The organism is Cognatundibacterium rivi (genome assembly GCF_018139565.1).
GTDB lineage: Bacteria > Pseudomonadota > Gammaproteobacteria > Burkholderiales > Burkholderiaceae_D > Undibacterium > Undibacterium rivi.
This window is the reverse complement of the sequence record NZ_JAGSPK010000003.1, coordinates 287,503-306,445: the sequence shown is the minus strand read 5'-3', so window position 1 is coordinate 306,445 and position 18,943 is coordinate 287,503. Positions and strand designations below refer to the sequence as shown.

Here is an 18,943-nt window from a genome sequence, read left to right as displayed (position 1 = left end):
CTGTGTTTTACGTAAAAGCCTCCGGTTTTAAAACATCGGAGGCTTTTTTATTAGCTTATGCGAATTATGTATAAGGAATGTATCTGTTTCTGAAAGCCGTCAGCTGCGATATTTACCTGTGAAAACAGTGAGATAGCGCAGTTTTGTGATCTGACACGCCGCAATAAGTGCCATGCGGCAGAATTCAAGTGCGTTTAGAATAAGCCTGTGTTTCACGACTATTGATAACTATGTCTTACCTGACGATCGAAGACACGATTGGCAACACCCCTTTAGTGCGTTTGCAAAGAATACCGGGTGAGGAAAATCGGCGTCGCAACAACATTATATTAGGCAAGCTGGAAGGGAATAATCCAGCAGGCTCAGTCAAAGACAGACCTGCATTGATGATGATCAGGCGCGCTGAAGAGCGGGGTCAACTGAAACCTGGTGATACCCTGATTGAGGCGACCAGCGGCAATACTGGCATTGCACTGGCGATGGTGGCAGCCATGCGTGGTTACAAAATGATTTTACTGATGCCGGAAAATCTGAGTATCGAGCGTCGTCAGAGTATGGCTGCGTACGGTGCGGAGATTATACTGACACCCAAAACCGGCGGCATGGAGTATGCGCGGGATCTGGCCGAACAAATGCAAAAAGAAGGCAAGGGTTTGATTCTGGATCAGTTCGCGAATCCGGATAATCCTCTTGCTCATGTTGAAGGTACCGGACCGGAAATCTGGCGGGATACGAACGGGAAAGTCACTCATTTTGTCAGCGCAATGGGAACGACCGGAACGATCATGGGCGTTTCCGCCTATCTGAAGCAGCAAAATCCGCAGATTCAGATTATTGGTGCGCAGCCAGAAGAGGGCTCGCAAATCCCCGGCATTCGCAAATGGCCGGAAGCGTACATGCCTAAAATTTTCGATAAAGCCAAAGTTGACCAGGTAGAATCAGTAAGCCAGGGGGATGCCGAGCACATGGCGCGCAGACTTGCTGCGGAAGAGGGCATTTTTTGCGGTATTTCAGCGGCGGGTGCTTGTGAAATTGCACTGAGAATCGCGGAGACAGTAGAAAACGCAACGATCGTGTTTATCGTATGTGACCGCGGCGATCGTTATTTATCGACGGGCGTCTTTCCAGCCTGAGTTTCCTGTAAGTCTGGGCGCAGATCTGCCCAGTTAATTTTTCCCAAAAAAATACCGAAATTACTCTCACAAGTAGTTTCGGTATTTTGCTTTATCTGTCACCGGGTATTGCCCGGAAAGCATTTAAGCTGCGTCTTTTGGCTTGAATTGCTTGTCACTGATGCGGAATTTCGCGCGACGGTCGCCCATCAGTTCGCGTAATTCTTTGATGCTGATATCGCTGATTTCATGCATGCGGATCAACAATGAAGCGCCTACAGGCAGACGACGATGTCTGATTTTGCTGATGACCGGTGGTGCAACTTCTAACGCTCTTGAGAGTGCTGCGTCATTTTTTAAATGCAATTGCTTGATCAGAGTATCTAAAAGATTGTTGGGATCGTAGTCGATCTCATCCGATTCAAGCTGGGTTAAATTTGCCATAATTACCTCGCTGTCTAGTCTATTGATGCTGGATTTAATTGCTTCAATGAGAATTAATCAAACGGTAACATTGTAACTTTAAAATAGAATTTGCTTTTAGCAAGAATAGCAAACCATTGTTAAATCCCTATTCACACTTAGCATCAAACATGCATTAGTATTAATAAGACAATGTCACTGTAGTTTAATTTGCAATTAATCGCAACGCTTGTTTTTAAAAAAACATGCAATGGATGGTTATTACCGTCTTTTGCATGCTAGCAATTACTTACGAATATAGTATTGGGTAAAAAGTACCTTAAATCAATTGGTGAAAACGAAACATATTGTTAAAAAGTTTTGTTCAAGCTGACATATACCTATTTTTCTTTTGCCGCACTGATGATTCGCCCGAGATCAAACACCGACATGGCATAAAAATAACTACGGTTATATTGCGTAATCGCGAAGAAATTATCGGTCGCCAGCCAGTATTCGGTAGCTTCGTCGCCATTCTGTAAGTCGATAACGCCATACTGTATGTTGCTTGGCGCATCGCTGCTCGCTGTGCTGATAAAGGTTTTTAATTCCGCCAGAGAATAGCTCGCACGCAAGCCCTGGCTCAGCGCCGTCTGCAATAACGCCGGGTTTGCTTCGCTTGAAATCAGGGTCGCCGGAAAGGTGACTGGGAGATTTCTTTTCCAGCCATGCATCGCCAGGTAGTGAGCGACGCTGCCGATGGCATCGATCGGTGAATCGGTCAGATTGATGCTGCCATCACCGTCGAAGTCGACGGCAAATTTACGTATGCTGCCTGGCATGAATTGCGGCCAGCCTATCGCGCCTGCGTAAGAGCCTTTAAATGCAAATGGATCGACGCCAGATTCTCTTGCCATCAGCAGCATGTTTTCCAGCTCATTGCGGAAGTACTGCATACGGGCATCTCTGGTCGGCGTGTCCGGGTAGTCGAAGGCCAGTGTTGTCAGCGCATCCATGACCCGGAATTTTCCGGTGTTTTTTCCAAAAATAGTTTCGACACCAATCAGACCGACGATAATCTCCGGTGGCACACCGTATTGCTGGCGTGCGCGCTCCAGCGCATCTGCATATTTATTCCAGAATGCGACGCCGGCTTCTATCCTGTAAGGTTCCACAAAGCGGGCACGATAGGCTTTCCAGTTTTTTGGTTTCCCGGGCGGTGCAGGCTTCATCAGTTGCCTTGCGCTTTCAACGTAACGCACTTGTTCAAACACGGTTTGCAACTGCACTTTGTCAAACTGATGCTTATCCACCATTTCCGTAATGAAGGCAGAGACTTCTTTCCATTCATTGAAACGCACATTTTCTTGCGTCACTGGAGTTGCAGAGGTCGTCAGATTGCTGCGTTTGACCGGTGCTTTATTTGTGGAAGACGTTGCGCTGAATGCGGGCAGCGCAATGCTGCCGACGAGCGCAGCGCAAAAGCAACTGCGAACGAGGTATTGAATAGATTTCACCATAGTCGATGTCAAAATGCGTGTTCAGTCAATTAGCGACAGGCTGCTAACAGGGTTTTCAGGCGGCGTATTCGCTGGCTTTCCGTAGCGGTGGTTTGTCCATATTTCGCATTGATATAGGTGCGCAGGAATTTTTCCACCGGGGGAATATCTTTTGCTGGCAATGTGTTTTTCAATCTTTGCAGATATGCATAAGGCCCTTCGTCCACTGCGCGGGGCGGTGTTTTCTTTGCCATTTTTTTGCAGAACGACAAGTATACTCTATCCGTTGCCGGGATCGAAGGTTTGTTCAGCATCAACGGCAGGGCAATCGCACCGATAATCAGGCTGCCAGTGATAAAAAACAGCAGACTGATGCGTGACCAGTCGAGGTCTTTAAAGCCGAAGGAACTGAGAAAGTTTTTCTGTGTTTGCTGGTTGTAATTGAGCACCCACTGATTCCAGGAGTTATTGATCGCGTCAAGGCGCATCCGCATCGACTGGCTCCATGAATTGCCAGACAAGGCAAAATTCATCAGCCCCGCAAAGCCGCGTTTGGGAATCGCCTGATTTAGATTTTGCATAACCCGTTCCGGAGCGACTGCGGCCGTCGGGTCGACGCGTACCCAGCCCCGGCCTTCGAGCCATACTTCTGTCCATGCGTGGGCATCGGATTGGCGAACTTCAAAATAGCCATCGACTTCATTCAGTGTACCGCCCTGATAACCCGTCACGATTCTTGCCGGAATACCGGCCAGCCGCATCAGATTCACAAACGCGCTCGCATAATGTTCGCAAAACCCCGCTCTACTCTTGAACAAGAAATCATCAATACTGTTGATGCCGAGCAGAGGTGGCTCCAGCGTGTAAGTAAATGCTTCCTTGCGAAAGTACTTTAAAACCGCATTGATCAGCGCGCGGTCATCGCTGTATTGACGCCTTAGCGAGTCCGCGAAGGCGGCGCTGCGCGGGTTGTAACCGGCGGGTATTTCCAGCGCTCGGTGTAACTCGCGCAGATTGTTTTCGACGAGGTAACGATACTGCGGATAAGACGTCACCTGATAGCGCAGACGCTGGCTGATGATATCGTTGCTGCGCAGCTCCATTTGCCGGTTGATCGTGGCGATATTGTTGCCATCTGTCTGCGGTGCCGCTGCCGGTAAATCCAGAGCAAATAACCAGCGCTGGCTTTGCGGTTCCAGAATGATTTCCTGCGTGATCGGTGTTCCTGCGTACTGTGCAATATCGCCGTTATTTATTTGCAAAAAACGGGATGGCGACCAGGTTTTGCCATCGAATTCTGTCATCACGATACCGCGCCAGTACAGCAGTGATTTATCCGGTACCGGTTGATAAAATTTCACCCTGAACGCAATCTCTTCTGACAAGACCAGATCACTGATGCCGCCCGGTGACATCGTTTCCGACAAGCCTGAGCGTCCGCTGTGCGCATCACCCGGCAACCCCCAAAGCGGCCCCTGTATTCTTGGGAAAAGAAAGAACGCACACAAGGTCAGCGGAATCGCCAGTGCCATCATGCCGAAGGCCAATTTCAGGCGTTGTTTCAGCGAGGGGAAAAGACCGGTGTAATGAAATGACAATTGCGCCGTCAGCAGCAGACTCACCGAAATCAGCGTCATGAACGCAGCCGCAATGGTTTGCTGATAAAAAAAACTGGTCAGTAGTAAAAAGAAACTCAGAAAAAGTACGACAAACAGATCCCGCTTGGCGTGCATCTCTAATAATTTACAGGTCAGCAGCAGCACCAGCATGTTGACGCCCGCCTCACGCCCAAAGAAGGTTTTATGCGTCAGATAGACGCCCAGCATCATCAGCGCCGACACCGGAACCAGTATCCATCCCGGTGGCAGGCGGCGTCCGGTCAGCGTCAGCCAGCCACGCCAGATCAGCAAGGCAACACAGCTGATACTGACCCATATTCCCAGGTGCGAAAAATGCGGTAGTAATACACTCAGGCAGGCAATGATTAACAGCAGCGTATCTGCTTTATCGCGGCTGAAGACGGGCAGGGAAAGAGTCCGGCGCATAGTCACACTATCACAATTCGTAAAGCGCTAAGGCGCGCAGGCAGGCGTCGCGATGTGCAGGCCCCTGCGCAGGAGCGTAATCTTCCTGCCCCAGCTTAAAACCATACTGCAGCCCGGCCTGATCTGCTTCCAGCACCCATCGGGTCATGCGCGAAAGTTTGAGTTCCAGATTCATCGTTCTAGGCAGGGCAGAAAAATCCAGCAGAATATCGTTGCCTGCACCACCGGTAAATTGCTTAGTCACCAGTTGTCCACCGAGTGCAGGATCGACGCGGGCGATTTGTTTCCATGCCAGATGTTTGAGTACATCGCCCGGTTGATATGCCCGCACACCGGAAAAATCCTCGTTACCGCCCTGACCTTCAAGTTCATGCGATGGTGCCCCAGAAGTTGGTAGCGGCGGCGCATGTTCTTCCGGCTCTGGATACACCAGCGCCCGTGCGTCTGGCAGCCAGGTGCTCCAGGCGCGTAATAAACCAAGTGGGAACCAGGTTTGCAGGCGCACCCGTGGAATTGCCTGCCAGCCGCGGCTGCGCGTTGGATAGCTCAGATGTATGCTGGCTCGGCTTTCCGGGGCAATATCCAGCGCTTTTTCCGGTGCATTTTTTTCGTTGAAGCCGACCCAGATCGCGTAGCGTTGATATTGACGCCGATTGATCAGGAAAATGGTGAAGTGCGTTTCTTCGCCGGCAAACACGGCTTGCGCCGGGCCGGTATCGAGATGCAGGTAGGCTAGATTTCTGAAGCAGAAAAAGACATTCACCAGCGCGACGCTGCCGAGCACAAACGTCAAGGCAAAACCCAGACTGAGACTGTAATTAGTCGCAGAAATAAACAGGATCAGCAGCATCAGCAAAAACATCCAGCCTGCTTTGCTTGGCAACGTGAAGACGCGGCGCTGTTTCAGAAAAACTTCACCACTCTCAGGTTGATGCTCAAGAAAAATGATCTTGTGCAGGCGAGTTTTCCAGCGTTCAGATAAAGCGGTCAGCATGACATCCGTTTTCCGGTCTCCGGTTCAGCGCCCATCAGACGGCAACGCGCTTGATCAGTTGTGCCAGTAAATCTGCGCTGGCGCTGGCTTTACCATTGACCGATTTGAGTGGCCGCAGGCGGTGCGCAATCACCGGAATCATGATGGCCTGCACATCTTCCGGTAGCACATGATCGCGTCCCTCAAGTGCCGCCCAGGCGCGTGCTGCCTGTAACAAAGCGAGCGATGCGCGCGGGCTCATGCCTTCGGCAAAAACATCACCCTGGCGGGTTGCCTGCGCCAGCGCCTGGACATAATCAACCAACGCAGGTGAGGTGTGTATTTGTTTGAGTTGCTGCTGCGCCTGTAATAACTCACTGGCCTGCATCAACGCAGGCAGCTTTGACAGCAAGGCGCGGCGGTCTTCACCCAATAACAGCGCACGTTCTGCCGCCGCATCAGGATAGCCGAGTGACAGGCACATCAGGAAACGGTCGAGTTGTGATTCTGGCAGCGGAAAAGTGCCGACCTGATGCGCCGGATTTTGCGTTGCGATCACGAAAAACGGCGCAGGCAGTTTGCGCGTCTGGCCTTCGGCTGAAACCTGATGCTCTTCCATCGCTTCCAGCAGCGACGACTGTGTTTTGGGAGTGGCACGGTTAATCTCATCGGCCAGCAAGACCTGGGTGAATACCGGGCCGGGGTGAAAAATAAACTGATTTTTTTCGCGATCAAAAATCGACACGCCGACGACATCGGCGGGCAGTAAATCGCTGGTGAATTGCAGACGGTTAAATTTCAGACCCAGCGAAATCGCCAGCGCGTGCGCAAGGGTGGTTTTACCAACGCCTGGCAAATCTTCGATTAACAAATGACCGCCAGCGAGCAAACAGGCGAGTGCCTGACGAATTTGCAGCTCTTTACCGATAATGACGTTATTGACTTGTTTTGCAACTTTATGCAATTGGGAAAACATGTATTTCCTCGCGTAAAAATCAGCGCACAGTGTAGCCGAATTAAACCGGCTTGTTGTAATCCCTGCACCGGCCGGGCAGGTGCATTTGCAAAAGCCGCTAAATAAGGTGAAACTGATAGCTAAATCTACAAAAATCCGAGACATGACAACCGCGTATTACACCCATGCAGATTGCAAACGCCATGAAATGGGATCATGGCATCCGGAATCACCCGAACGTTTGCAGGCGATAGAAGACCAACTGATCGCCAGCCGCATCAGCACTTTGCTGGATCATCGCGATGCACCATCAGCAGAAGAAAGCGATCTGGCGCGCGTGCACACGGCGGATGCGATTTACCGGATACGCGAAAATTGTCCGTCCGAACATTCCGAATACGATCACTTTCCACTCGATGCCGATACGGCCCTAAATAGCTATACCTGGCGCGCCTGTCTGCGCGCGGCAGGGGCGGCGATTGCCGCAACCGATGCCGTGATCGATGCTGAAATCGAAAATGCTTTCTGCGCGGTGCGCCCACCGGGGCACCATGCCAGCCGCAAGGAATCGATGGGATTCTGCATGTTTAACAACGTTGCGATTGCTGCCCGTCATGCTATCGACGTGCGTGGTTTGCAGCGTGTTGCTATCGTTGATTTTGATGTGCATCACGGCAATGGCACCGAAGATATTTTCCGTGACGACCCGCACGTGTTGATGGTGAGTTTTTTTCAGCATCCTTTTTATCCATATTCCGGCGATGGCGAGCCGGCCAGCAATATGGTCAACGTGCCAGTGCCTGCACACAGCTATGGCGATGTGATCCGCACGCTGGTCACGGAAAAATGGTTACCAGCCTTACGTGCGTTTCAGCCGGAAATGATTTTTATCTCGGCCGGATTTGATGCGCACCGCGAAGACGACATGGGTCAACTGGGGCTGACCGAAGCCGATTTTGCCTGGCTCACCAGACAGGTGATGGCGGTCGCGAAAGACTATTCCAAAGGCCGCATTGTCAGTTGTCTGGAAGGTGGTTACAACCTGTCAGCACTGGCCCGCAGCGTGACGGCGCATCTGAAAGTGCTGGCCGATCTGGAGTAAATGCCTGCGTCCGGCTCTGCATATCCGTCAATTTGCCGCAAATTACCCTCAAATATACTGGGGGGGAGTATTTTTAATAGCCCTTTGTTTCTGCGGACATATAAGCAGAAATTGGCGATACTCCCCCTGTTTTCTTCCGTGTCGTGCCAAATATCCCGTTTTCTGCAAATATGCCGACTGCTGGCTGACGGTGGATATGCCGGCTCTTTGGTCTGAAAATAAATGTCGTTGCTGGCTGGCGACAAAATGATGTCAATGACGATATCGTTTCAATCTTCTTTAACATTTGTACGCTGTTCTTACCACGACATACTCCTTACACTCAGCATCGTTTACTTTATTTCATAAGTAGTCGTAGCGCATTTGCGCTGTGACGATTCTGAGGGCAAATCTGTCGAAAGGCAGAGACGCAAAGCCTCCGGCCTACAGCGCGCATGCGCCACGGTAGCGGGGTTGCTGACTATCCTGTGATGTCATCAGGTATTTCGCGTGGCCCTCGCCAACAACAGAGAGCTGAGCCCATGCCTGTCACCCGTCCCGCCACCAAACCTGTCCCCCGGATTCTTTCTGCCAGTCTGCTTGTCTTGCTGAGTGCCTGTGGCAGTAATTCAGATAATGCTTCGCTGAATCAGACGCCCGCCGCGATTGCGACTGCGACGACGACACTCAGTGCAGATGTTGCCCAATTGCCGGAAACGGTAGCGGCGCAGATTGCACAACCGACATTTCACGTCGCTCCGGTGTTGCTCGATACGCCAGCTGATATCGATGCGTTCAACAGCAGCGCATCGGCACTGATGGGGCCGCGTCAGCAGGCGATACCCGAAGAGTTTCAGCAATTATCGGAACGCGGTCTGACCGTGACGGCGATGCAGGAAGTGCAGGCGGCGCAGGGGGCACGCGTGCGCGCCTTACCCGGTAACAGCGTAATACAACCGCAAGCCACTTCCAGCGTGGTATCTACTTACACACCGGCGCAAATCCGCGCCGCATACGGTCTGGCTGCTCTGCCTGCGAGCATGAGCGGTCTGACAGCCGCGCAGGCGGCGCAACTCGGCGCAGGTCAGACGATTTATATCGTCGATGCATATCACGATCCGAATGTGGCAGCAGAACTGGCGGCATTCAATCAGAAATTCGGTTTGCCTGGCTGTACCGCGAAAACCCTGGCGGCTGCCAGCGCCTTGCCGCTGGCAGCACCGGCGACCAACGCTTGTGAATTAGTGGTCGCCTACAATACCGCAAGCGGCACACTGACTGGCACTGCGCCGGCCTACAACTCAGGCTGGGCGACTGAAATCACCCTCGATGTACAGTGGGCACACGCGACCGCACCGCTGGCGCGCATCGTTCTGATCGAAGCGGCTGATGCCTCATTGAATAGTTTGCTCGGCGCGGTCAAGCTCGCGAATGCGATGGGGCCGGGTGTGGTATCCATGAGTTTTGGTGCGGCAGAAGGTAACTGGACGGCATCGGTCGATGCTGCTTTCAGCGCCGCCAAAATGACGTATCTGGCAGCAACCGGTGACTCCGGCGCGGCCGTCAGCTGGCCTTCGGTGTCACCCTATGTGGTGGCGGTCGGCGGCACTTCGCTGACGTATTCCGGCAGCGGCTCGCGGAGTGAAAGCGGCTGGTCTGGCACCGGTGGCGGCACCAGTGCTTACACCGCTTTGCCTACCTATCAGAACAGCAGCGTTCCCGGCATGGGCACGCTCGCACGCCGCACTGTTGCTGACGTGGCATTCAACGCAGATCCTTCAACCGGGCAGTATGTGGCGGTGATCAATCCGGGCAGCGCAACGGTTAACTGGATCAGTGCCGGTGGCACCAGCTTATCGACACCTCAATGGGCAGGGATCGTCGCAGTGGCAAATGCAACGCGTGCACAACTGGCAAAAGCTCCGCTGGGGCAGCCTCACAGTATCTTGTATGGACAGATTTCTACTGTACCCGGCACGTACGCCAGCACGTTTGCTGACATCGTCAAAGGTTCAGACGGAACTTGTGCGACATGTTACGCGAAGACCGGTTACGACCAGTTGACAGGATTGGGTACGCCGAACATCGCCAATCTGATCAGCACGCTGGCGGGCACCACCATTGCGCCGACGGCACCCGTGGTGACTGGCGCTGCGATCAGCGGGCAGGTCGGGACTGCGCTGACTTTCACCGTTTCGGCAACAGCGACGAATCCGCTGACGTATGCACTGAGCGGCGCACCGTCAGGTATGACGATTGCCAGCACAGGTATTGTGACTTGGACGACACCGGTTGCCGGAAGCTATGCGGTCACAGTGACTGCAACTGATACAAAAACCGGGCTGAGTGGCAAAGCGGTGTACAACATCACGATTGCTGCGGCGAAGGCACCGGTGGTGACGGGCGGCACAATCAGCGCGAAAGCTGGCACCGCTTTATCATTCTCTGTCGTTGTGACTGCGGCTAATCCTGTGACGTACAGCCTGAGCGGCGCACCGGCGGGTATGGCGGTTAGCACCAGTGGTGTCGTCAGCTGGGCAGCACCAGTGGTCGGAACGTATAACGTGACAGCCATCGCCAAAGATACAAAAACCGGACTCAGCGGTCAGGCGATTTATACCGTTGTTGTATCGACTGCGACGGTCAGTGGTCCGGTGATTACCGCACCAGCGATGACGGGCGTTGCCGGTAAAGCACTGACCGGACAAATCAGTATCTCTGATCCCGGTGTCAGCTGGGTATCCGTATCGATTTCCGGTGTGCCGCTGGGAATGAGTTTTTCCATGAGCAGCAGTCTGGCGATCACCGCCAGCTGGGCATCACCTGTTACCGGCAGCTATACCCTGAAAGTGGTGGTGACGGATTCCGCCGGACGCACAGCGCAGGCATCGGTACCGGTCACGATTACGGCGAAATAAACGAGAATCAGATTGAAAAAAACGCCCATGCACTGCCTGCATGGGCGTTTTTTTTCGCGGTCTTTGATGCGTCAGGGATGTGGTGCGACCACCATCGCCGTCATTTTTCTGACCACAGGCAGTATCAGCAGTAACACGGGAAATGCCACCAGCCATGAAATTCCCCATGAGCCCATCCACATCACGACGAAATTATTTGCCAGACCGACGCTGCGCAAAGTGCTGATAGCGGAGACGATGCAGGTCATGATGACGGACAAAAAGAAGGGCATGACGATACCGGCATAACGTGCTGGCAGTTTTGGAAAAGTGTAGGGTCTGCGCAATGGTGTCGAGGGCATAAAAATCCAAAAATGCGATTGATGATCTGTCGGTAAAGCCAGATCATCGCAGGTTTTCTTGTTATGGATGTGACGACGACAGAACGGCAGACAACCTCGCCAAAGTATCTCGTGTGCTGCAACTGCTCACGTCGTGGAAACAAAGGACGATTTACTTCTCGCCGCTGCCTTCCTGCTGACAGCGACTATCAACCGGTATCGGGCCGAATACTTTTCGCAGACCGCCGATACCACCAACTTGTTTGATGAATACTTGCTGGCGAGACTGATGCAAGGCCAGCGTGTAATGGTAACTGTCTGAAATTTTCGGGCCTGTCACCGGCATCGCAGTCACGACGACGAGTTCGCTATCCGGCGGTAAAGCGGTTGCTTGCGGAAAAGCATGAGCCGCAGCCTGTGTCACGCCGACCGTCTGAAAGCAGGGCGATAACTGACGGATGATTTTTTCTGTCAGCTGGCGATCGCTGGAATTCGCAGGTTCTTTGATCATGGTCTCGGCGTAGCTTGTGGTGGATAGCAGCGCGCTGCACAGTACAGCCGCAAGGCCTTGCGGCAGGCGTGTCAGCAGATTGGTGGTGGACGGCATCATTTTTCCTGGCGATGTGGAGAAGACAGGTGCTGCCGGATGTTGACCGGCACCATCACAATATAAACGAAAAACTGCCAGCGCATTGTCGCATCATTGCCTCATAACAGCGATCAGCATATCGGTTGCGCTCAGTGGCGCAGAATGAGGTTTTCCGGCTGTATCAGGCCAAAAAATACTGGGGGGAGTATATTTAAAAGCCCTTTATTTACGTAGAGATTAGGGCGAAAATCGCATATACCCCCTTATTTATGCAGATTCCCGGGGTAAAACACAAACTTCTGCGCAGAATCTGCGTGGAGCAGGGCAGAGTTCCGTACAATATCGCTTTGTTTTTGCTCATAAGAAGAATACGCATGTCGATACAATGGTTCCCCGGCCACATGAACGCTGCCCGCAAGAAGGCGGCGGAAACCATGGAAAACACCGATCTGGTGATAGAAGTGCTGGATGCCCGCATTCCGCAAGCGAGTTGCAATCCCATGGTGGAGCAACTGCGCGTTTTCCGCCAACGCCCTTGCCTGAAAATTTTAAATAAAGCCGATCTGGCCGACCCGAATGCCACTAAATTCTGGCTGGATTATTACAACGCCCAGAAAGACGTGTTTGCGGTCGCGATGAGTTGTAAAAAGCCGACCGATGTCGCTAAGGTGCCGGGTTTTGCGCTGAAGCTGGCACCGCATCGCGGCGTACCAACCAAGCCTTTGCGCATGATGATCATGGGCATTCCTAACGTCGGTAAATCGACGCTGATGAATGCCTTGCTGAAAAAACGTGTTGCCAACGTTGGCGATGAACCAGCGGTGACGAAGACCCAGCAACGCCTGTATCTCGGTAAAAATATGATCCTGACCGATACGCCGGGCATGTTGTGGCCGAAGATCGAACATCCTACCGATGGCCTGATGCTGGCGGCCAGCCATGCGATCGGTATCAATGCGCTGATCGAAGAAGAGATCGCCACTTTCCTCGCCGAGCAATTGCTGATTCACTATCCGAAGTCGCTGGTGACACGCTACGGCTTCAATCTGGAAGGCATGGATGCGGTGGCGGTGATCGAAGGCATCGCACAAAAACGCGGCTACAAACTTAAAGGTGGCGACTGGGATTTTGAAAAAGCCTCGCATACCTTGCTGCTCGATTACCGCAGCGGCGCTTTGGGTCGTATCAGCCTCGAAACGCCCGCCAGCCGTGAACATTTACTGGCGACTTATGTGCCGCCGGTATTGCTCGGTCAGGGTAAGAGTGTGCAAACCGGTATGGAGCCGGAAGCCGACGAGCAAGAGTAATCCGTGCCATCGTTGAGATTAACGATGGCAGATCATTCAGACTACGCCGCGTCCGCAAGTGTCAGCGGCGTATTTTTTTATCCAGCTTAAACACCGCCAGTGCCTGTACGACTTTGATGGTTTGCTCTTGCAAACTGTTGGCGGCAGCAGCAGCTTCTTCCACCAGCGCGGCATTTTGTATGGTCACATCATCCATGTGACGGACGGCGGCATTCACCTTGGAAATACCGGCACTCTGTTCGCGTGATGCCGAGGCAATTTCACCCATGACATTGCGGACATTTTGTACTGAGCTGATGATGTCGCGCATGGTGTCGCCAGCGGCTCCGGCCAAAGACGTGCCCGCATCAATTTTTTCGGCAGAGAGCTGAATCAGATCTTTGATTTCTTTTGCGGCGTTTGCACTGCGTTGTGCCAGATGCCGCACTTCGGTGGCAACCACGGCGAAGCCTCGCCCTTGTTCGCCAGCGCGCGCCGCTTCAACGGCCGCATTGAGCGCCAGAATATTCGTCTGGAATGCGATACCTTCTATCAGGCTGATGATATCGACCACTTTTTTCGATGAAGTATTGATGTCATTCATCGTCGAGACCACCTGCGACACGATGGCGCCGCCTTTGTCCGCGACGACCGAGGCATCGCCTGCCATCTGGTTTGCTTGCACTGCATGCGCCGTATTGTGATCGACGGTGGCAGCCAGTTGGTTCATGCTGGAGGCGGTTTCTTCCAGCGCAGCCGCCTGCGACTCGGTACGTTCTGATAAATCCATATTACCGGCGGCGATTTCGCTGGTGGCGATGCTGGTCTGGTCAGAGCTGCGGCGGACATCACCGACTATCGAATACAGATTGATATTCAACTGGCGCAAGGCACGCAGCAGTTGACCCATATCATCTTTACCGTGACTGTCGATCTCTTGCGTCAGATCGCCGCCCGCCATGATCTGACTGGCTTTCAGCGCCTGATGCAAAGGTACGATCACGGCGCGATGCAAGGCGTGCCAGAAATTGAGTGCGATCACAATACCGGTGGCGCACAAGGTCGTCAGCCAGCCGGAAGAATCTGAACTAAAAAACAGATTCTGCACCAGCATGGCACTCATCAGCAGGATCAGAATACCGAGATTCCAGTTGGCGCGCTGCTGCAGTGACAGATAACGCAAAGCATTCCACACACCGGCGATGCCGGTCAGTTTGACACTGCCACGGCTGATTTTAACTTTACGCGGATTCCCCGCTTTGATTTCTTTGTACAAGGCCGCGGTTTGCTGCACCAGTTCACGTCCCGGTTTCGTCCGCACCGACATATAGCCGACCGGACGACCATTTTCGACGACAGGCGTGACATTCGCCAGCACCCAGTAAAAATCACCGTTCTTGCAGCGATTTTTGACCATGCCGGTCCACGGCTGTCCGCTTTTGATGGTGGCCCATAAATCGGCAAATGCTTCGGCTGGCATATCCGGATGGCGCAGAATATTTTGCGGCTGACCGATTAATTCATCTTCGGTATAACCGCTCACCTGAACGAAATAAGGGTTTGCATAAGTGATGTTACCTTGCAGATCGGTGGTGGATACAATGGTTTCTGTATCGCTGAGGACATACTCGTGATTGGTGACTGGCGTGTTAAGACGCATAGTAATTTCTATTCTGCTTGTGAAGAGAGAGGCGGATAACCGGATACATAGTCCGGCTGACTTTTTTTATTTCACGCGATGCCGCTTGAACATCGCAGCCACTGCGCGGCAAATATCTGCGCAGGTTCCGGGCGTCCAAAGTAATATCCCTGCGCGTGATCGCAATCGAGTTTGAGCAAGCTGCTTGCCTGCTCCAGAGTTTCTACTCCTTCGGCGATCGCTTTGAGGCCGAGGTTACGCGCCATACCAATGATGGTGGTAACGATGGTATGGTCGTGATGCTCATTGAGCATGTCACGAATAAAAGAGATATCAATTTTTAATGTATCCACAGGGAAACATTTTAAATAGGAAAGAGAAGAATAGCCAGTACCAAAATCATCAATCGACAATGCAAATCCCATTTTTTTCAGGGATTGCATAATATCGATAGACTGCGCGACGTTATGCATCAGGCTGCTTTCGGTCAGTTCCAGTTCTATGCATGCCGGACTGAGACCTGCATTCAGCACGGTTTGCAGGATTTTGTCAGCCAGTTCCGGATCGCTGAGTTGCTGGGCTGACAGATTGATCGCCAGTCGGCCATGAAAATGGTAGCCCGCTGCTTGCCACGTGCAAATCTGACGACAGGCTTGTTCGAGTACCCACAAGCCTAACTGCGCCATCATGCCGCGCGCTTCGGCAATCGGAATAAACTGTGCCGGGCTGATCCAGCCACGCTCTGCATCGTTCCAGCGCAACAAGGCTTCCGCGCCGTCAATCTCGCCTGTCTTCAGATTGATTTTGGGCTGGTAATACAATTCTAATTTGTCCGCGTTCATTGCCTGATTCAGATTTCTGGCAATGTGCATCTGTTCATTCAGATCGGCACTCATTTTCGCCTGATAAGCGATATAACCTGCGCCGGTCGTTTTTGCTTTATACATGGCGATGTCAGCGCACTTCATCAGGTCATCGGCATTGTCACCGTCTTCAGGATAAAACGATAAACCTATGCTGACGCCGACTGAAAAATGATCATTACCGAGGCGCAGCGGTGCCAGCAACGTCTGTTGCAGACGCTCTGCTATCATCGCTGCGGCAACCTGATCTTCAACTTCGGTCACGACGATGAATTCATCACCGCCCAGCCGCGCCAGTGTTTTTTCGCCGCGTAGGGTTGCTTCAAAACGCTGCGCGACTTGTATCAAGACCTGATCACCGACATCGTGGCCTTGCGTATCATTGATTTCTTTAAAGCGATTCAGATCCAGGAACAGGATTGCCAATCGTCGTTGATAACGGCTGGCATTGCTGATCGCTTGCCGCAGCCTGTCCATGAACAGCGTGCGGTTTGGCAGTCTGGTCAGGCTGTCGTATAAAGCCAGATGACGGATTTTTTCTTCTGTCGCTTTGCGCTCGGTGATATCGGTATTGATGATGAGTATCGATTTTGGCCGCTTGTTTTCATCCCTGACCAGCGTGCGCTGGCTCTCCACAACGAATGGTGTGCCATCTTTATGTCGCTGTGAAATCTCACCGCGCCATTCCCCGTTTTCTATCGTTAGACGTGTTACTTCATTAAACGCGGCTTCATCATCCCATAATAAATTTTCCGGTGAATTACCAAGCGCTTCGTCGCATGTCCAGCCATACAGTTTTTCTGCTGCTTTATTCCAGTACGAAATATGATGATTAATACCAATGACGATAATCGCATCGCTGGCTTTATCTAGCAACGAGGCCTGATTGCGGTAGTGTGCGGCATTGGCCAGCGTCTCTTCGCGTAAGCGATGCTCTTCGGTGATGTCTTCGACGGTGATCAGTGCGTGTTGTTGCGCATGGTCGCCAACGATATCCGTGAGCGTGATGCGCAACTGGCTCTTTTCGTGAGGAATACTCAGATAACGTTTCCCTGTTTTACCCGACAGAAACGGATGTAAAACCTGCGGAGATTCGAGTGCCGGTAACAATGTGCGCAAATGCTGACCTGCCATCGGATTGGCATGATCCAGCCCGAGAATTTTGCAGACGCAATCATTCACGCTCAGCACCAGCAGCGCTTCGTCGATAACGATGAGCCCCACATTCAGGCTGGCGACGATACTGTCTGCATACGGTTGCAGCAAACTGCCAGACCCGGTATTTTCCGGTGTGTTGATGGCGTGCGAGGACAGTGATGCTGGCGCTGATGATGTCGTATCGGCCTCAGGTGTTTTCTTGAGCAGTCTGGCTATCATGATCAGCTTCTGTTCTGTCCGGCCATCACATTCACCTCGTATAGTTTATTTCTTCATGCAATACGATTGAACCGGAGAGGGCGCTGTCATGCCGCGTTTCTCCGGAATCCCGTTACGATCAGTCGCAGGGCATCGCGTGTGAAATGCGAGTGAAGCGCGAGCCCCGGCCAGGATAATTAAGTGTTAGTCAGACGTTTTGCCGGATTCTGCATAGGCGAACGCCGTACGGCTGCAGTGGCTTTTTGCGTGTGCGATGCCGCCGTGCTGGCTGTACTGGCTGGGGTTGCCACGATCTGTGTGCTGTCTATCCGGAATACGTCAACCAGTTCCGACAGATTGCTTGCCTGATCTTCGAGGCTAGCCGCTGCCGCAGCCGCTTCTTCAACCAGCGCAGCATTTTGTTGCGTCACTTCATCCATCTGCGCGATGGCCTGATTGACCTGTTCTATTCCTGTGCTTTGTTCATGGCTCGCTGCGGTAATTTCCGCCATGATGTCGGTGACGCGGCGAACGCTGTTGACGACTTCACTCATCGTCGTGCCAGCCTTGTTGACCAGCAGCGTACCTGCCGACACCTGATCGACAGAATCGCCGATCAACACCGTAATTTCTTTTGCGGCAGCCGCACTGCGCTGCGCCAGATTACGCACTTCGCTGGCAACGACGGCGAAACCGCGGCCTTGTTCGCCGGCACGCGCTGCTTCGACAGCGGCATTGAGTGCCAGAATATTGGTCTGGAATGCGATGCCATCAATGACGCTGATGATATCAACGATCTTTTTCGAAGAATTATTGATAGATGACATAGTGCTGACCACTTCAGAGACCACATCACCACCTTTGATCGCCACATCAGACGCTTCTGCTGCGAGTTGATTCGCCTGACGTGCATTGTCTGCATTCTGCTTGACGGTACTGGTCAACTCTTCCATCGATGCAGCGGTTTCTTCTAATGAACTGGCCTGCTCCTCGGTGCGTGACGACAGATCGAGATTACCAGCGGCAATCTGTGTTGACGCGGAAGCGATGGTGTCAGTGCCTGTTCTGACCTGCGACACGATTCTGACCAGGCTGTTATTCATATCTTTCAGCGCTTGCAGCAACTGCCCGGTTTCATCGCTGGATTCGACTTGAATCTTGCTGGTGAGATCGCCATCGGCAATGGTGCGGGCGATTTGCACCGCCTGATTCAAGGGGCGGGTAATGCTGCGGGTTGTCCAGTAAGCGAAGCTGCACGCCAGCAGAATCGCGATGATCGCAATACCCGATAGCATATTTCTGCTGTTCTGATAATTTTTCTCAGCATCTTCGCCGCTTTTGACCATGATGGTGCCAATCAGCGTAATCAGGTTTTGTACCTGAGAAAAATAGCCAGTCTGCGCATGCACAACGGACGACAACAGATATTCACCCGCTTCCTGTTTTTTTCCGTCGCCGATTAACTTCAGAAACTCGTTTTGAGTCACTGCATATTTACTGCGCGCTTCTTTCACGTCATTGAAAACCTGCTTGCCCTTTTCAGTCGAAATCGTTTTGTCCAGCTGGGCAATTTTTTCACCAACTCGGCTAACGTTAGATTTAATTTCGCTGAGTGCTGCTTTAATTTTTTCCGGATCTTCGGTGATCAGTAAATTTCGCATCGCAAGCGCATTGAAATTAATGCCATCAAGTATTTCATTGGCGAGCACCACTTTTGGGTAACGGTCGTTGACCAGCAGACTGGTGCCGTCGTTGAGTGAGCTCATGCGATTAATGCCAAACAAGGTCATGCCGATCAATAACATGACGACGATACCAAAACCTATGCCTAATCTTGTGCCGACTTTCATATTCATATTCATTTGTATTCTCTTCAGGTGAGTGAGTTGATACGGGCTCGTCTGT

The 18,943-nt window shown here is 52.3% G+C and carries 14 protein-coding genes and 1 riboswitch; of the genes, 4 read left to right on the top strand and 10 right to left on the bottom strand.

Annotated features, from left to right (window positions below):
* The first annotated feature begins 230 nt into the window (after positions 1-230).
* Positions 231-1,133: a cysteine synthase CysM gene (gene cysM / locus KDM87_RS10025; protein ID WP_212678944.1), complete on the top strand. Its 903-nt coding sequence runs from the start codon at positions 231-233 to the stop codon at positions 1,131-1,133.
* A gap of 123 nt (positions 1,134-1,256) precedes the next feature.
* Here the strand turns inward: cysM and KDM87_RS10020 are convergent, their stop codons facing one another.
* From KDM87_RS10020 to KDM87_RS10000, 5 genes are all read right to left on the bottom strand, one after another.
* Positions 1,257-1,556: a hypothetical protein gene (locus tag KDM87_RS10020; protein WP_186883059.1), complete on the bottom strand. Its 300-nt coding sequence runs from the start codon at positions 1,554-1,556 to the stop codon at positions 1,257-1,259.
* Positions 1,557-1,915: 359 nt separating this feature from the next.
* Entirely contained in the window at positions 1,916-3,034 is a 1,119-nt protein-coding gene (gene mltB, locus KDM87_RS10015; protein WP_212678943.1) for a lytic murein transglycosylase B, read from the bottom strand.
* A 29-nt stretch (positions 3,035-3,063) separates the two neighbouring features.
* Positions 3,064-5,058, bottom strand: coding sequence for a transglutaminase TgpA family protein (locus tag KDM87_RS10010; RefSeq protein ID WP_212678942.1), 1,995 nt, complete (start codon positions 5,056-5,058; stop codon positions 3,064-3,066).
* 10 nt (positions 5,059-5,068) lie between these two features.
* Positions 5,069-6,052: a DUF58 domain-containing protein gene (locus tag KDM87_RS10005; RefSeq protein ID WP_212678941.1), complete on the bottom strand. Its 984-nt coding sequence runs from the start codon at positions 6,050-6,052 to the stop codon at positions 5,069-5,071.
* Between the two features lie 34 nt (positions 6,053-6,086).
* Positions 6,087-7,007, bottom strand: a complete 921-nt coding sequence (locus KDM87_RS10000) for an AAA family ATPase (RefSeq protein WP_212678940.1) — start codon at positions 7,005-7,007, stop codon at positions 6,087-6,089.
* Positions 7,008-7,149: 142 nt separating this feature from the next.
* Between KDM87_RS10000 and KDM87_RS09995 the strand changes: the two genes are divergently transcribed.
* Positions 7,150-8,088 carry a histone deacetylase family protein gene (locus KDM87_RS09995; protein ID WP_212678939.1) on the top strand — a complete coding sequence of 313 codons (939 nt, stop codon included), beginning with the start codon at positions 7,150-7,152 and terminating at the stop codon, positions 8,086-8,088.
* Positions 8,089-8,462: 374 nt separating this feature from the next.
* A riboswitch (cyclic di-GMP riboswitch) is annotated at positions 8,463-8,549 on the top strand.
* Positions 8,523-10,985, top strand: a complete 2,463-nt coding sequence (locus KDM87_RS09990; protein WP_230407689.1) for a S53 family peptidase — start codon at positions 8,523-8,525, stop codon at positions 10,983-10,985. Its footprint overlaps the riboswitch before it by 27 nt.
* Before the next feature lie 71 nt (positions 10,986-11,056).
* Here KDM87_RS09990 and KDM87_RS09985 read toward each other — a convergent pair whose 3' ends face one another.
* Both KDM87_RS09985 and KDM87_RS09980 read right to left on the bottom strand, forming a co-directional pair.
* Entirely contained in the window at positions 11,057-11,326 is a 270-nt protein-coding gene (locus KDM87_RS09985; RefSeq protein ID WP_212678938.1) for a DUF2798 domain-containing protein, read from the bottom strand.
* A 151-nt stretch (positions 11,327-11,477) separates the two neighbouring features.
* Entirely contained in the window at positions 11,478-11,915 is a 438-nt protein-coding gene (locus KDM87_RS09980) for a hypothetical protein (protein ID WP_212678937.1), read from the bottom strand.
* A 353-nt stretch (positions 11,916-12,268) separates the two neighbouring features.
* Here KDM87_RS09980 and ylqF point away from each other — a divergent pair, with 353 nt between their 5' ends.
* Positions 12,269-13,201, top strand: coding sequence for a ribosome biogenesis GTPase YlqF (gene ylqF / locus KDM87_RS09975; RefSeq protein ID WP_212678936.1), 933 nt, complete (start codon positions 12,269-12,271; stop codon positions 13,199-13,201).
* A gap of 61 nt (positions 13,202-13,262) precedes the next feature.
* Here the strand turns inward: ylqF and KDM87_RS09970 are convergent, their stop codons facing one another.
* The 3 genes from KDM87_RS09970 to KDM87_RS09960 all read right to left on the bottom strand — a co-directional run bounded on the left by KDM87_RS09970 (position 13,263) and on the right by KDM87_RS09960 (position 18,900).
* Positions 13,263-14,840 carry a methyl-accepting chemotaxis protein gene (locus KDM87_RS09970; protein WP_212678935.1) on the bottom strand — a complete coding sequence of 526 codons (1,578 nt, stop codon included), beginning with the start codon at positions 14,838-14,840 and terminating at the stop codon, positions 13,263-13,265.
* 71 nt (positions 14,841-14,911) lie between these two features.
* The gene (locus KDM87_RS09965; protein ID WP_212678934.1) at positions 14,912-17,059 is read right to left on the bottom strand and encodes a sensor domain-containing protein; all 2,148 of its coding nucleotides are present in this window, start codon (positions 17,057-17,059) and stop codon (positions 14,912-14,914) included.
* A gap of 176 nt (positions 17,060-17,235) precedes the next feature.
* A complete protein-coding gene (locus KDM87_RS09960; protein WP_212678933.1) occupies positions 17,236-18,900 on the bottom strand; it encodes a methyl-accepting chemotaxis protein in 1,665 nt (554 codons plus the stop codon).
* Between the last annotated feature and the right edge of the window lie 43 nt (positions 18,901-18,943).